14 protein-coding genes are annotated in these 14,921 nt (G+C 37.9%); 9 read left to right on the top strand and 5 right to left on the bottom strand.

What is annotated here, in order from left to right; genetic code table 11:
* Window positions 1-241 precede the first annotated feature (241 nt).
* Together parC and B9T35_RS14305 are read left to right on the top strand one after the other, a co-directional pair.
* Window positions 242-2,461 (top strand): DNA topoisomerase IV subunit A, encoded by a 2,220-nt coding sequence (parC, locus tag B9T35_RS14310; protein ID WP_086191774.1) that lies wholly within the window; start codon window positions 242-244, stop codon window positions 2,459-2,461.
* Window positions 2,462-2,622: 161 nt separating this feature from the next.
* On the top strand, window positions 2,623-4,296 hold the full coding sequence (locus B9T35_RS14305) for an AMP-binding protein (protein ID WP_086191773.1): 1,674 nt from the start codon (window positions 2,623-2,625) through the stop codon (window positions 4,294-4,296).
* A gap of 65 nt (window positions 4,297-4,361) precedes the next feature.
* Here the strand turns inward: B9T35_RS14305 and B9T35_RS14300 are convergent, their stop codons facing one another.
* The gene (locus B9T35_RS14300; RefSeq protein ID WP_086191772.1) at window positions 4,362-4,754 is read right to left on the bottom strand and encodes a hypothetical protein; all 393 of its coding nucleotides are present in this window, start codon (window positions 4,752-4,754) and stop codon (window positions 4,362-4,364) included.
* A gap of 105 nt (window positions 4,755-4,859) precedes the next feature.
* Here B9T35_RS14300 and B9T35_RS14295 point away from each other — a divergent pair, with 105 nt between their 5' ends.
* Window positions 4,860-5,258: an MAPEG family protein gene (locus tag B9T35_RS14295; protein WP_086191771.1), complete on the top strand. Its 399-nt coding sequence runs from the start codon at window positions 4,860-4,862 to the stop codon at window positions 5,256-5,258.
* A gap of 126 nt (window positions 5,259-5,384) precedes the next feature.
* Window positions 5,385-5,921, top strand: a complete 537-nt coding sequence (gene ppa, locus B9T35_RS14290) for an inorganic diphosphatase (protein WP_086191770.1) — start codon at window positions 5,385-5,387, stop codon at window positions 5,919-5,921.
* 101 nt (window positions 5,922-6,022) lie between these two features.
* Here ppa and B9T35_RS14285 read toward each other — a convergent pair whose 3' ends face one another.
* Entirely contained in the window at window positions 6,023-7,324 is a 1,302-nt protein-coding gene (locus B9T35_RS14285; RefSeq protein WP_086191769.1) for an OprD family outer membrane porin, read from the bottom strand.
* Between the two features lie 310 nt (window positions 7,325-7,634).
* Here B9T35_RS14285 and B9T35_RS14280 point away from each other — a divergent pair, with 310 nt between their 5' ends.
* Window positions 7,635-8,405, top strand: a complete 771-nt coding sequence (locus tag B9T35_RS14280; RefSeq protein WP_086191768.1) for a TorF family putative porin — start codon at window positions 7,635-7,637, stop codon at window positions 8,403-8,405.
* A 508-nt stretch (window positions 8,406-8,913) separates the two neighbouring features.
* Window positions 8,914-9,687 (top strand): TorF family putative porin, encoded by a 774-nt coding sequence (locus B9T35_RS14275; protein ID WP_086191767.1) that lies wholly within the window; start codon window positions 8,914-8,916, stop codon window positions 9,685-9,687.
* A gap of 160 nt (window positions 9,688-9,847) precedes the next feature.
* Here the strand turns inward: B9T35_RS14275 and B9T35_RS14270 are convergent, their stop codons facing one another.
* The 3 genes from B9T35_RS14270 to B9T35_RS14260 form a co-directional block, all read right to left on the bottom strand.
* Window positions 9,848-10,357, bottom strand: coding sequence for a GNAT family N-acetyltransferase (locus B9T35_RS14270; protein ID WP_086191766.1), 510 nt, complete (start codon window positions 10,355-10,357; stop codon window positions 9,848-9,850).
* A 48-nt stretch (window positions 10,358-10,405) separates the two neighbouring features.
* The gene (locus B9T35_RS14265; RefSeq protein WP_086191765.1) at window positions 10,406-11,893 is read right to left on the bottom strand and encodes a YifB family Mg chelatase-like AAA ATPase; all 1,488 of its coding nucleotides are present in this window, start codon (window positions 11,891-11,893) and stop codon (window positions 10,406-10,408) included.
* A 75-nt stretch (window positions 11,894-11,968) separates the two neighbouring features.
* Window positions 11,969-12,193 carry an accessory factor UbiK family protein gene (locus B9T35_RS14260; RefSeq protein ID WP_086191764.1) on the bottom strand — a complete coding sequence of 75 codons (225 nt, stop codon included), beginning with the start codon at window positions 12,191-12,193 and terminating at the stop codon, window positions 11,969-11,971.
* Window positions 12,194-12,470: 277 nt separating this feature from the next.
* Here B9T35_RS14260 and glnK point away from each other — a divergent pair, with 277 nt between their 5' ends.
* From glnK to nrdR, 3 genes are all read left to right on the top strand, one after another.
* A complete protein-coding gene (gene glnK / locus B9T35_RS14255; protein WP_004868205.1) occupies window positions 12,471-12,809 on the top strand; it encodes a P-II family nitrogen regulator in 339 nt (112 codons plus the stop codon).
* A 68-nt stretch (window positions 12,810-12,877) separates the two neighbouring features.
* The gene (locus tag B9T35_RS14250; protein ID WP_086191763.1) at window positions 12,878-14,284 is read left to right on the top strand and encodes an ammonium transporter; all 1,407 of its coding nucleotides are present in this window, start codon (window positions 12,878-12,880) and stop codon (window positions 14,282-14,284) included.
* 135 nt (window positions 14,285-14,419) lie between these two features.
* Window positions 14,420-14,893: a transcriptional regulator NrdR gene (gene nrdR / locus B9T35_RS14245; RefSeq protein ID WP_086191762.1), complete on the top strand. Its 474-nt coding sequence runs from the start codon at window positions 14,420-14,422 to the stop codon at window positions 14,891-14,893.
* Window positions 14,894-14,921 lie beyond the last annotated feature (28 nt).

Here is a 14,921-nt window from a genome sequence, read left to right as displayed (position 1 = left end):
GGGCATTGTCTATTTCATCAAAAATAAGGGCCTTCTAAAGATCAGCGTTATAGATCTATAGCTTTCAAATTAAAATATTAAGTTGATCATTTCTTTGAAAATGGATAGTTTTACGGCATTAGATACATTATAAGACGCAATTTGTCGTCGTAAGAAGGGCATACTCTTGTACAGTTGCATCATGCGACTTAGCATAAGAACTTAGATACAAAAACGAATTAATTTAGGATTAAAGGTTGTTATGACAATCCTTACGCATCAGGCGACAGAAAACCGTTCCGTAGCAGAATTTACCGAACAAGCTTACCTTAACTATGCCATGTACGTGATTATGGATCGTGCATTGCCACATATCAGTGACGGTTTAAAACCCGTACAGCGTCGAATTGTGTACGCGATGAGTGAGTTGGGTTTAAAAAATAGTGGTAAGCCAAAAAAATCTGCCCGTACGGTAGGTGATGTATTGGGTAAATACCATCCTCATGGTGACTCTGCTTGTTATGAAGCAATGGTCTTAATGGCACAGCCGTTTAGTTATCGTTACCCATTCATTGAAGGGCAAGGAAACTGGGGTTCACCCGATGATCCTAAGTCTTTTGCTGCGATGCGTTATACCGAAGCGAAACTGTCTTTATATAGTGAACTGCTGTTGTCAGAATTAGGGCAAGGCACATGCGATTGGCAAGACAATTTTGATGGTTCAATGAAAGAACCTGTCAATCTACCTGCACGTGTACCCAATATTCTGTTGAATGGTACAACGGGGATTGCTGTCGGAATGGCAACGGATATTCCACCGCACAATTTACGTGAAGTGATTAAAGGCACAATTGCCCTAATTCGCAATCCAAATATTACTGATGAAAAAGTGGCAGAATATATTCCTGCACCCGATTTACCGACCAAAGCTGAAATTATTACCCCACCTGAAGAATTACTCAAAATTCAAACCACAGGTCGTGGTAGCTATCGTATGCGCGCTATTTATACGATAGAAAAAAATGAGATTGTGATTAGCGAATTGCCGTATCAAGTTTCAGGTTCAAAAGTGATTACCCAAATTGCCGATCAAATGCAGGCAAAAAAATTGCCTTTGGTTAGCGATTTACGCGATGAGTCGGATCATAAAAATCCGACCCGTTTAGTCATCGTATTGCGCTCTAATCGTATTGATGCAGATGCGGTGATGAGTCATCTCTTTGCAACGACTGATTTAGAATCCAGCTATCGTGTCAATATGAACATGATTGGCGCTGATAGTCGTCCGCAAGTTAAATCGATTCGCCAAATTTTATTGGAATGGATTGAGATCCGTAAAAATACAGTGACACGTCGTCTACAGTATCATTTAAATAAAATTGAAAAACGTCTCCATATTCTACAAGGGTTGATTATTACTTTTTTGAATATTGATGAAGTGATTCGAATTATTCGTGAAGAAGATCAACCTAAACCTGAATTGATGTCACGTTTTAATATTGATGAAATTCAAGCCGAAGCGATTTTAGAACTCAAGTTACGTCATTTGGCAAAGCTTGAAGAAATGGAAATGCGCCGTGAACAGGAAGAATTGGAAGCACGTGCAGCCATTATTCGTGAGCAATTGGCAAACCCTGAATCTTTGAAAAATTTAATTATTGATGAACTCAAAGAAGATGCGAAAAAATTTGGTGATGATCGTCGTTCACCTTTAGTTAGACGTGCGGATGCAACGGCGATTAGCGAACAAGACTTGATGCCTGCTGAAGCAGTTACGGTGATTCTTTCAGAAGCAGGTTGGATTCGTTCAGCCAAAGGTCATGATATTGATGTTGAAAAATTAAATTTCCGTACAGGAGATCAATATCTGAGTCATGCACAGGGTAAATCCAATCAAAAAGTCTATGTTATTGATGAATCTGGGCGTAGTTATGCGTTGGCAATTAATAGCCTGCCATCTGCACGAGGCTTAGGTGAACCGCTCAGTTCAAAACTTTCACCTGCGAATGGGATTGGATTCAAGCAAATTCTCATTGCAGAAGATGAAAATGAAATTGTCGTGGTAAGCTCTAAAGGTTATGGTTTTAAAACGCAAGCCAAGCAATTAGACACCAATGCCAAAGCAGGGAAAGCATTCTTGAGCTTAGCCGAAGACGCCAAAGCTTTGCCATTGCTTACGGTGACTGATGCAACCCACCTTGCAATCCTCAGTGATGCAGGAAGATTCCTTGTGATTGATTTGTCAGAATTACCAACTTTAAATAAAGGCAAAGGAAACAAGTTGATACAACTTGAAGGCAAAGAACAAATTTTGTCCATGACATTGCTTAATTTAAATGAAATAATTCAGGTAGTTGCAGGACAGCAACAATTAAAATTGAAGGGTGATGATCTTCAGAAATACATTGGTAAGCGAGCGACGAAAGGGCAACTCTTACCACGTGGATATCAAAAAGCAAATAAACTGTTCATTCAAAGATAAAACTAGCATCCATTGATCGAAATACGTTATATATGATCAGTATTCGTGAATATGGATGCAGTATCGAGTATAAAGTTAAGCACAAAGAAACCCAAAAACGATGCTTAATATTGAAAAGAACAGTTTAAAACTAGGGATTACAGATTGGAGAGTATGGCATTATGGAAAAGATTTGGTTCGCTGAATACCAAAAGACTGGGATTCCAGAAACAGTAGAATTACCACAGGAAAACACTTCGCTTATTGATATTTTTGAGCGTAACTTCCAGAAATTTGGTTCACGTGATGCATTTATCTTTATGGATAAAGTGATGTCTTTCAGTGAACTAGAGCTTGCAAGCCGTAAATTTGCCACTTATCTTCAAAGTTTAGGTTTAGCAAAAGGTTCACGTGTTGCAGTGATGATGCCGAACGTATTGCAATATCCAGTGGTTGCTTTAGGTGTATTCCGTGCAGGCTTAGTGCTTGTGAATGTGAACCCACTTTATACTGCACGTGAGCTTGAGCATCAATTGAATGACTCTGGTGCAGAAGCCTTGGTGATTATTGAAAACTTTGCAACGGTTTACCAAGCAATTTTGGGTAAAACACCTGTGAAGCATGTGATTGTTGCTTCAGTGGGCGATATGCTTGGAACGCTGAAAGGGACTTTGGTTAATTTTGTTTTACGTAAAGTACGTAAGCAAATTCCAGACTGGAATATTCCAGGGCATGTGAAGTTCAATACAGCCATTGCAAAAGTTAGTCCAAATAATTATAAACGTCCAAATATGACCCTAAGTGATACAGCAGTATTGCAATATACAGGGGGTACGACAGGTGTTTCTAAAGGTGCTGAACTGACACATCGCAACTTAGTCGCGAATCTTTTACAGTGCGATGGCATTTTCCAAAGTAAATTTGGCGTAGGTGATGGCTCGAAAGATGATCGTATTTTCTGTGCATTACCGCTTTACCATATTTTTGCATTTATGGTTTGTGCGATGTACGGTATGTACAAAGGTCAAGCCAATATTCTGATTCCAAACCCGCGTGATTTACCTGCGGTCATGAAAGAATTACGCAAGTATCAGCCTAGCTTCTTCCCGGCAGTCAATACATTGTTTAATGCCTTGGTACACAATGAAGAATTTAGACAGCTGGATCATAGCAAGTTAAAAATGGCGATGGGTGGTGGTATGGCTGTATTACCATCAACAGCTCAAGCATGGAAAGAAGTGACTGGCACCATCATTATTGAAGGTTATGGTCTATCTGAAACTTCTCCTGTTGCAACAGCGAATCCTCCCGCAACAACAGAGTTCAGCGGTACAATTGGTGTCCCATTACCATTAACAGATGTCGCAATTTTAGATGATGATGGCAATCACTTAGCACTTGGTGAGCAGGGTGAAATTTCAATTCGTGGCCCACAAGTCATGAAAGGGTATTGGAATCGTCCTGATGAAACTGAAAAAGTCATGACTGCGGATGGTTTTTTCCGTACAGGTGATATCGGGATCATGAATGAACGTGGCTATATTAAAATCGTAGACCGTAAAAAAGACATGATTTTAGTCTCTGGCTTTAACGTCTATCCTTCAGAAATTGAAGAAGTGATTGCAACACATCCAAAAGTATTGGAAGTTGCTGCAATTGGCGTACCTGATGAAAAATCTGGTGAAGTGCCTAAACTCTTTGTTGTGAAAAAAGATCCATCTTTAACCACTGAAGAAGTTTTAGCTTATGCTAAAGAAAACTTAACAGGCTATAAACGCCCACGTTATGTTGAATTTATGGATGAGTTGCCAAAATCAAACGTAGGTAAAATCTTACGTAAAGATTTACGTAAATAAGTTCTCAATATTTTAAAAGCGCCTTTAAAGGGCGCTTTTTTTATGGGAGATGGGTTCTAAACAGGTTAAAGCTTGTCTATTGAGCTGGCATACCAACGGTCAATATATGGACGGCTGATTCCGATGATTCCGACAAACGTCAGCATTGTACCCATTTGTCGCCCTAAGGCAGAAGGTGGAATTGAGCCATAACTTAAAAAGATATCGATGAAACAATAGACAGCAATCATCGCTAAAGCCATATATAAATTCATTCGCTTAATGCCGACAGCATAAAATGCGATGACTAAAACAAGGAATGTCCCTACAGTCGATTGCCAATTGTAATTGGCACAAATAACGCACAGCAAAAAAGCGGTAATGGGAAACACGACTTTCAGAATCCGATCAACGCGTAATTGTTGTTGACGTTGCTTATCTAATTGCTCAAACATTTCTTTCTGATCAGGTTGTGTCATTTTGACTCCACTACACAATTTTGCAAAACTCTCGATTTCGCTAAAATTATAACAACAATGCCATGTTATGATGTTGCCCTAAAGATACTTCATGAGAATAAAGTCATGTCTGGGATAGATGGCATCATATATTTAATTTTAATTGCCTGTTTACTACCTTATATATTCACAATAATTGCAAAAGTTGCAGGTGGTTTTAAAGCCAAGGATAACCAAAATCCAAGAGCATTTTTAGCCAATACATCAGGCTTAGCCGCACGTGCCAATGCAGTACAACAAAATAGTTTTGAAAGTTTACCTTTGTTTATTGCATCGGTGTTGATGGCTGAATATATGGTTGTTCCACAAGTAATTATCATGATGCTTGGAATCGCATATATTGTTTTACGAATTATTTACGGAATTTGTTATTTGTGTAACTTATCGACCTTAAGATCGGTGATCTGGTTTCTTTCAATTGCGTGTCCGATCGTATTATTTATCAGTATTATTCGCACCATCTGATGTAAATTGTTGATCTCTCCCCATGTTCAATTTATTGCTTGAAATTGTATAATTGGCAACAGATTGCGATATAAAGCGTTATAATCGGCCAGATTTTAAATAAGACCTCACTTTAAAGAGTATCCTATGAGCTACAGTAATATTCCTGCGGGCAAAGATGCGCCAAATGATATCTATGTCATCATCGAAATTCCTGCAAATGCAGCACCAATTAAATACGAAATTGACAAAGATTCTGATGCATTGTTTGTAGACCGTTTTATGGGTACTGCAATGTTCTATCCAGCAAACTATGGTTATGTACCAAATACTTTGTCTTTGGATGGTGATCCACTTGACGTACTTGTTGTAACGCCATATCCAGTTGAACCAGGTTCAGTAATTCGTTGCCGTCCAGTGGGTAAATTGAACATGGAAGATGATGGTGGTGTAGATGCGAAATTGATTGCAGTTCCGCATGATAAATTAACACCGTTGTATAAAAATGTTCAAGAATATACAGACCTTCCTGAATTATTGATCAAACAAGTAGAACACTTCTTTGCTCACTATAAAGATTTAGAGCCTGGTAAATGGGTTAAATTGAGCGGTTGGTCTGGTGCTGATGTTGCAAAACAAGAAGTATTAGATTCAATTGAAGCCTATAAAGAAGCAAACAAATAATTTTTTGCTGATGTATATGATTTGGATATTGTTTCCAATATCTACATAAAAAACCCACATCAAATGATGTGGGTTTTTTTATGTCTTAAATATCGTATGAATTAGAAAAATTTCACAGGGATATCAAGGAATACACGCCATTCATTGGTATCAGGCATATACACTGCATTGTATGCATCATCTGCGCGATAGTAAGAATTACGAAGACGTAAACTTGCATCTTTTGCAAAACCACTTTGAACGGTATATTTCACTTGGTTAAAGAATTCGCTTTCTTTTGCTTTGTTATCTGTTGGTGTTTTGATATCCCAACCGTAAACATAAGCTGTCGTCCAGTTCAAACCTGGTACGCCAAAAGCAGCTAAATCTAAGTTATATTGAATTTGAGTAGACTTCTCATGGTTACCAATAAAGTCTGAAAGATATGAGTTTGGTAGATAAATACTTTGACCACCATCTGCATTTTCACCATAGTCATAACCTGTATTACCCGTATTCTGCTGGTAAGCCAACATTACACTGTGCGGACCTTGATTATAAGTTCCTGATAATGCCCAAATATTATTACTACGATCATCTGCAGCGACATTAGGTGATGTTGAGTAAGTGCTTGCATCTTTATCAAATTCAGTATGATAACCACTGAAATCAAACGTTAAAGAGCTCTTGTCAGCCAAAGGTAATTTATAGTTTGCATTGATATAGTGACGTTCAAGTTTATCTTTACTGTCTAAGCCATAGTAAGACGCATTAAGTTGGTCATCAAATTTATATTTACCACCCCAAACAATCGCGCTATCAAGACGTCTACCATCAGTATTGATTTGATCTGAATATTGGTTCTTTGTAAATTTACCTGCAATAAGCTCAAGATTTTTAATTTCATGGCTGGTGATTAAAGTACCTTCGAAGTATTCAGGTACTAAACGTGCAGTATTACTTGCAAGTACAGGGATGTCTAAAACTTGAGTACCATAGACTGCTGTCGTATTAGAGATACGTGCTTTCACATAACCACCACCACGTGTCCAATAATCATAAGCATCTACATGACCATTGGCATCTCTTGCACCATCATTATGAGTTGGAATCATGTTGTTACCAGCATGATCATTTTCACCAATTTTGAATGACGTATCACCAATGATACCTACACCAAAACCGACAATGCCTTGAGTAAAACCAGAATCTAATTTTAGCATCGCAGTTTGAGCAAATGAGCTTCTGTCTGTGCCAGGAGCAACATCTTTATAATCACGGTTGATATAGCCAGTGCGGAACAGTACAGAACCGTTGGCATCTTCAAGAAATCCTTTTGCTTCGCTCTGCTCGCTGGCGTGTGCTGACATCACTAATGCAGTGTTAATTAGAATGGCCAGTGTTAGTTTTTTTGCTGGTAGCATGAGTATTACATCCATATGTTTGGTTACAATTTTATTTTAACAGCGTTTCAAATATGGACAAATTGTATAATTATTCTGTAAAAAAGATATCTTTTTTATTAAATATATTTCATTCTTGTTACCTACTCGGGAAATATGCAACAGTTTGTTAAGTTTAGCGAATATATGTGAGTCATCGGATTTACCGAATAGAACCATTAAAATAAGCAAAAAATATTTTAAATATTAATTAATTTTTACATTGTATTGCTTCTTATCAGTTCAAAAATACGTAAAATCGTGCGCTTCTTTCTCCCTTTGCATTTTGTATATGTTTGTTTCTCTATCAAAAAAAATATTGCCTTTATCTTTGCTTTTAATTTCATATTCGGCATTTGCTGAAAATTCAAAATCTACAGTTACAGATGCAACATTAACGGGAAATATTGGTCTGGTCACGCAATATATTTATCGTGGTGGCGTAGAAAATGATGATATTGCGATGCAAGGTGGGCTGGAATACGCACTAAAAAGTGGCTTCGCTGTTGGTTATTGGGGTTCAAGTTTAGATTATGATTCAACAGATGCTACTCGAGAGCATGGTTTTGAACATGATCTTTATTTGTCTTATGCACAAGAATTGAACCAAGACTGGGCATATAAAGTTCAAGCAACATCGTATATTTACCACAATGGTGGTTCTATCTATGGTGAAGCGGATGATAAACGTACCACTACCGCATATGATGTTTTAGGACAAGTGGTATATAAAGATTTAACTTTGGGTTTAAGCGTTGTATTGGCTGATGCATCTTTTGGAAATGCAGGCGATGTCTATATGAGTGCAGCATATACCTACGCACTCCCACAAGATTTTCATTTGAATACTTCAATTGGTGTTTCAGCATATAACAGTAGCCATGACGACAGCTTGATCCAAACGAAAAAAGACTTTGCTTTTAGTGAAGCACGTGTGGGAATTAGTAAAGTCATTCCAAATACAGGTGTGACTGCTTCATTTGACTATATTTTAGGTGGTGAAGATCGCTTAGGTGAAGACTTTGATGATCATTTTGTTCTGGGTTTGAATTACGGTTTTTAAGCTATCGTTTTAGCATCATCATTTATAAAATTGATTGAAGAGGTGCATCAGCAAAAGTTGATGCACTTTTTTTAAGCATAAAACAAAGTTGAACGTTGATCATGCACTGAAAATATTCTCAGCATTCATTTTTTATCAAGGCTCATGTGCTTATCAATAATAACATCCTAATTTTACGTAAAATTTATGCTTTTCAAAAGATAATGAATAGAAAAATTATATCTGCATTCATCACAATACATCCTGTGTTATTGATCTATTCAAAGGATTGTAATGAGTGATTTTATAATAATCCATTGTCAGTCCTACTAATATTCTAGGCAGTCATTACAAAATTTAAAGCCACATTTATCTTAAATAATATTTTTAAAATAAGTGGCTTATCCTTATTTTGAAAAAGTCATAAAGGGGCTTTAAATTTAGTTGGCACAGCTATTGCTATGTCTAATATGAGTTTATCAAATTAACCAAAAGAAATAGACATCAGCTGATGGGGGAGTTAAGTCCAATGAAATTTACAATCAGAGCATTCACACTTGTAGCACTATCAACAACAGCAACTTTGGCAATGGCAGAGGATGAAACTGCATTATCAAAACTAGGTTTGAGTTTTTCTGGGAATGCTGCACTAACCACAGATTATCGCTTTCGCGGTATGACACAAACGCAATCAGATCCTGCTGTTCAAGGCAGTTTTACTTTGGCACATAAATCAGGTGTATATTTCAGTGCTTTTGCTTCTAATGTGAACTTTGGGACATCTGATCCGCATTTAGAATTAGATCCATCGCTTGGTTTTACAACCCCTTTAAATCTTTCGGCAAGTGTTAAACCCGTATTAGATGTGGGTGTAGTTGAATATAATTATCCAAGTGCAGCAGATGATTTTAACTGGACAGAATTTTATGCAAAATTAACATTTGCAGATGTATTTGTGAAAGGTGGAAGTTTGCTGACTAATGTTAACTATACCAATGATTGGGCAGCAGTCGGTGGCAATAGTTGGAATTTCACACTGGGGTATTCTGCTCCAATTGCAGATACTGGCTTTGGTGGTGTTGCAAGTGTTGGATATACCACAATGGATAAGGAAGCTTTACCAGATGCTAAAGATAACTATGTCGATTGGAAATTGGGTGTGAACTATGCAGTAAAATCGATTCCAGGTTTAACCGCAGAGCTTGCCGCTGTAGGAACAAATATTGATACAGATGGTTTAAGTGATGCAACTCAACGTGGTTTAGAAACAGGTGCAGTATTCACTTTGGCGAAAACATTTTAAGCTATTTGATTTAAATGAAAGGTGACTTTGAGTCACCTTTTTTATATAAAAACCTGCATACATAAATTTAGGTTTTGCCTTTAAAATGTGGAACAGGTTTTATATGAGGTAATTATGGAAAATATTAGAAACTTAGAGATCTCTCATATATGAGAAATGGTTATTGTGTTGCTTCAAAAGCAGGATGATATTTAACTTCGCCTTGAGGAAACGTTCCCCTAAAAGAAAGTGCCTGAAAATATTCAGTCGGTACATGAGCTAGAGTTAAATTTGGGATTACTTTAAAGCCAAATTTTGAATAATAAGCAGGATCACCCAAAACTACACAGCCTGTGCCATCTAACTGTTTAAGTTGTTGTAATGCTTGTTTCATTAAAGCAGAGCCAACACCTTGCTTCTGATATTCGGGTGCAACTGAAATAGGTCCTAAGCCATACCAATCTGGCGCACCTGAAGAAATTTCTACAGGTGAAATTGCAACATGGCCAATGATTTTTTGATTTAACTCAGCAACAATCGAAATGGTTAATTGCTGTGCGCCTCTTAAAGCATTCACAATAAATTGTTCTGTGTGATCAGTATGTTCTGCATGTTCAAACGCTTTTTGAGTCAGCTCAAAAATGGCGTGAATATCAGTTTCCTGTTCATTACGTAAAATCAAATTTAACATTGTGAATGTCCATCCTCATATTAGATTTTAAATTTCAGTGCTTTAGTTTTAAGTTTCATTATTTCGGTAAGATAAAGCTTCAGTTAAATGCGGGCTTTGAATTTCTGCACTTTGAGATAAATCTGCAATTGTACGTGCAACACGTAATACCCGATGATAAGCACGTGCAGAAAGATTTAAACGTTGTTGTGCCATTTCTATAATTTTTTTAGAAGACTCATCTAAGTTCGCATGTACTTCTAGTTGTTGTGGTGACAAGCCTTGATTTAAATAACCTTGTCGCTGAATTTGCAAATGATAGGCAAGGGTGACACGCTCTCGAACCGTTGCTGAGTTTTCTACAGGAGCATTATCTTGTAACTCTTGTGCTTTTAAAGGAGGAACATCAATATGTAAATCTATACGGTCAAGCAATGGACCTGAAATTCGATTTCGATAACGTTTGATTGATTCAGCAGAACATTGACACCGACTGTCTTGGTTAAATGCATAACCACATGGGCAAGGATTCATGGCTGCAACCAGTTGGAAGTTTGCAGGAAAGGTTATTTGTCGTGAAGCACGTGAAATTACAATTTCCTTGGCTTCTAATGGTTGCCTTAACACCTCTAAAACTTTGCGGTCAAATTCAGGTAACTCATCTAAAAATAAAATTCCTAGATGGGCAAGCGTAATTTCCCCCGGTTTTGGGTGTGATCCACCACCCACCAAAGCGACGGCTGAAGCTGTATGATGTGGGGCACGAAAAGGTCGATGTCCAAAGGGATGTTGAGTATTGGCAATTGAATAAATACTGGCAACTTCTAAATTTTCTTGAGCATTCAAAGGCGGTAAAATACTGGGAAGACGAGAAGCTAAAAGTGTTTTTCCTGTACCCGGTGGACCTTTAAATAAAATAGAATGACCACCAGCAGCTGCAATTTCTAATGCTCGACGAGGGCGTAATTGTCCTTTGACATCAATCAAATCAAATTTATAGTGTTGCTCTTGTTTTGACGTTTGGGATGTACTTGCTTCAATTTTGTGCGTTTCTAAAAAGTGTTCACAGACTTGCTTTAAATGTGTTGTAGCAAAAACCTCTAAATTGACCAGTTGTGATGCTTCTTCAGCATTTGCTTGTGGAAGCATGAGGCGATGCCCTATAGATTGGCAAGCCATCGCAATTGTTAAAGTACTGGTTACAGGACGTAAATGACCATCAAGTGCTAATTCACCAATAAATTCAAAATCATCTGTAGCATTCTCAGGAAGCTGTCCCGAAGCAATTAAAATACCTAAAGCAATAGGTAGGTCTAAACGTGAACCATCTTTGGGCAAATCTGCAGGGGCTAAATTGATGGTAAGCCGTTTGGTTGGGAATAAAAACCCACTATTAATAATTGCAGAACGAACGCGATCTTTACTTTCTCGAACAGCCGCTTCTGGTAAACCGACAATGGTTAAAGATGGTAAGCCTTGACTAACGTGTACTTCCACTTCAATCAGTGGTGCATGTAAACCGAGTAGACCTCGGGTATAAATTTTGGCAAAAGACATCTTATTATTCCAATATGCTTTATTTTTAATCGTTATTGGTCTTTTTATGCACTAAAACTGTGCATATTTTATCAATTATACTTTTTTAATGTGTGATTCTAATATTTTTACCTGTTCTTGCAATTGTGTTAAACGGAGATTTGCATTTTGTAGTGCGGTTTTCTGACGTTCAATTTCATCTTTAGAAACAAGATCCATTTTACTTACAGCTTCATTTAATAAAGCACGCAGATTATGTTCTATGTCTTTTCTAGGTTGATCAACTTGTTCTAGAATGGCTTGTAATAATGTTTCAATCATGATTTATTCCAAAGAATATCGGTATGTTAGCTAGTTTAACATTGCTGCAAGTCAGACTATAGCATTAACTGATTAAGATGGATTTATTCGATAAAAAAAGATATAAAAACCAATATAAAAGTATGTTTTTTTAAAACTCAAACAACATGTTCGGGTATAAAATAGGTTATAAAGATGTTTCTTGCTCGAACAAAATAACACCCCCAACCGTTATGGCGTTTTGGCATGAAAATTGAACATAAAACCTTACTGGTGAGAAAAGCCGAAGGAAAACAACATGAAACTCGTAACTGCAATTGTAAAACCATTTAAATTAGATGATGTGCGTGAAGCGCTCTCTGAAATTGGCGTTCAAGGAATTACCGTAACGGAAGTTAAAGGTTTTGGACGTCAAAAAGGCCATACAGAACTCTATCGTGGCGCTGAATACGTGGTTGATTTTTTACCTAAAGTAAAAATTGAAATCGCAATCAGTGATGACATGGTTGATTCTGTTATTGAATCAATTACTCGTGTCGCTAGCACTGGAAAAATTGGTGATGGAAAAATTTTCGTGACGAATTTAGAACAAGTCATCCGTATTCGTACAGGTGAAACAGGTCCAGATGCTGTTTAACTTGGCACAAAGTTTGCAGGTTATGTACATCGTTACATAACTAACAAAAATGAGGTTGGGGGATACGAATGAAAAAAATACTATTTGCACTCAGCTTGTCTGGCGCACTCTTGGGTGGTTCTGTAGTTGGTGGGTCAGTTGCGTGGGCTGAAGAAAGCGCAACTGCACCTACATCTACAACATCAGTGGTTGCGACTTCAAGCGACACATCATCTACAGCATCTGTTACAGCGGTTGCTGCTCCTACTGAACCAGTCAAACAAGAAGTAACACCTAAACTTGATACAGGTGATACAGCTTGGATTTTGGTCTCTACAGCACTTGTCTTATTAATGACGATTCCTGGCTTAGCTCTGTTTTATGGCGGGATGGTTCGTAAAAAAAATGTTCTCAGTACCATGTCACACAGCCTGACTGCTGCTGCGATTGTGAGTATTGTTTGGGTTGTGATTGGTTATTCACTGGCTTTTGGTTCAGGCAATGCTTTTATTGGTGGTTTAGATAAAGTCATGTTGTCGGGAATTACCACAGATGCTTTAACGGGTACGATTCCTGAAATTTTATTTGTTATTTTCCAAATGACCTTTGCAATTATTACTGTCGCAATTATTAGTGGTTCTGTCGCTGAACGAATGAAATTTAGTGCCTTTGTTGCTTTTATTGCGGTTTGGGTCGTGGTCGTCTATGCACCGATTGCCCATTGGGTCTGGGGTGGTGGATGGTTAATGAATGATGGTGCGCTTGATTTTGCAGGTGGTACGGTTGTTCACATTAATTCAGGTGTTGCAGGTTTGGTTGCCGCTTATATGCTTGGTAAGCGTATGGGATATGGCAAAGAATCGATGGCGCCGCATAATTTAACTTTGACTGTATTGGGTGCAAGCCTTGTATGGGTCGGATGGTTCGGTTTCAACGGTGGTTCTGCTTTAGGGGCAAATGGTTCAGCTGCTTATGCTTTAGTCACGACACAAGTTGCTGCTGCTGTAGCTGCTGCGACATGGTTAATTGTAGAAAAAATTGTTCGTGGTAAAGCATCTGTATTGGGCGGTGCTTCAGGTGCCGTTGCTGGATTAGTCGTGATTACACCTGCAGCGGGCTTTGTCACAGTGGGTGGCGCACTGATTATGGGTATTATTGGTGGTGTGGTTTGTTTCTGGGGTACAACGGGTCTTAAACGCTTATTAAAAGTTGATGACTCACTGGATGCATTTGGCTTACATGCTGTAGGTGGTATTGTTGGTGCGCTCTTAACAGCCGTATTTGCAAGCTCATTCATTATGGGAAGCAAAGCGCCAATGGATATGATGCATCAATTATGGGTACAAGCTGAAGGCGTATTGGCAACCATTGCATATTCTGCGGTTATGACTTTTATTCTGTTAAAAATTATCGATGTGGTGATTGGAATCCGTGTTGAAAAAGATGATGAACGTATGGGCTTAGATTTAAGTCAACATGGCGAACGGATCGAATAATAATTCAAACGATATCTATATATTGTGTAAAACAGCCCAAATGGGCTGTTTTTTTTCTATATCTTGCGTAAAGCTCAACAAAATTCTGAATTTTTGCTACACTAACTGTCAATAGATTTGTTCAATTAAACCGCTATGCATTGTCCATTTTGCAACGCCGCAGATAGTAAAGTGATTGATTCACGTTTAGCCGCTGAAGGTTGTCAGATTCGTCGTCGCCGTGAATGTATCAGTTGTAACGAACGCTTTACGACATTTGAAAGCTATGAAGTGGTGATGCCACGAGTGACGAAATCGGATGGTAAAAATGAACCATTTGATGAGGCCAAACTTCGTCGTTCTTTAATGCATGCACTACAAAAGCGTCCTGTTACGCAAGAACAAATAGAAACAGTATTGAGTGATATTCAGTTGCAGATTCGCCGTTTAGGTGAGCGTGATGTACGTTCACGTACAATTGGTGAAATTGTAATGCAAGCATTGTTTGCATTGGATCATGTTGCTTATGTACGTTTTGCTTCTGTTTATCAAGATTTTCAAGATGTTGAAGCCTTTCGTCGTCAGATCGAACAAATGCAATATCGTGGGCAAGACCACGAACTATCCTAAAATCTCCTTATTAAAAAATTGTATATAG

This window comes from Acinetobacter sp. ANC 3832 (genome assembly GCF_002135415.1).
Lineage (GTDB): Bacteria > Pseudomonadota > Gammaproteobacteria > Pseudomonadales > Moraxellaceae > Acinetobacter.
Note: the sequence above shows the minus strand (reverse complement) of the source record. Positions and strands in the feature narration are given on the sequence as shown.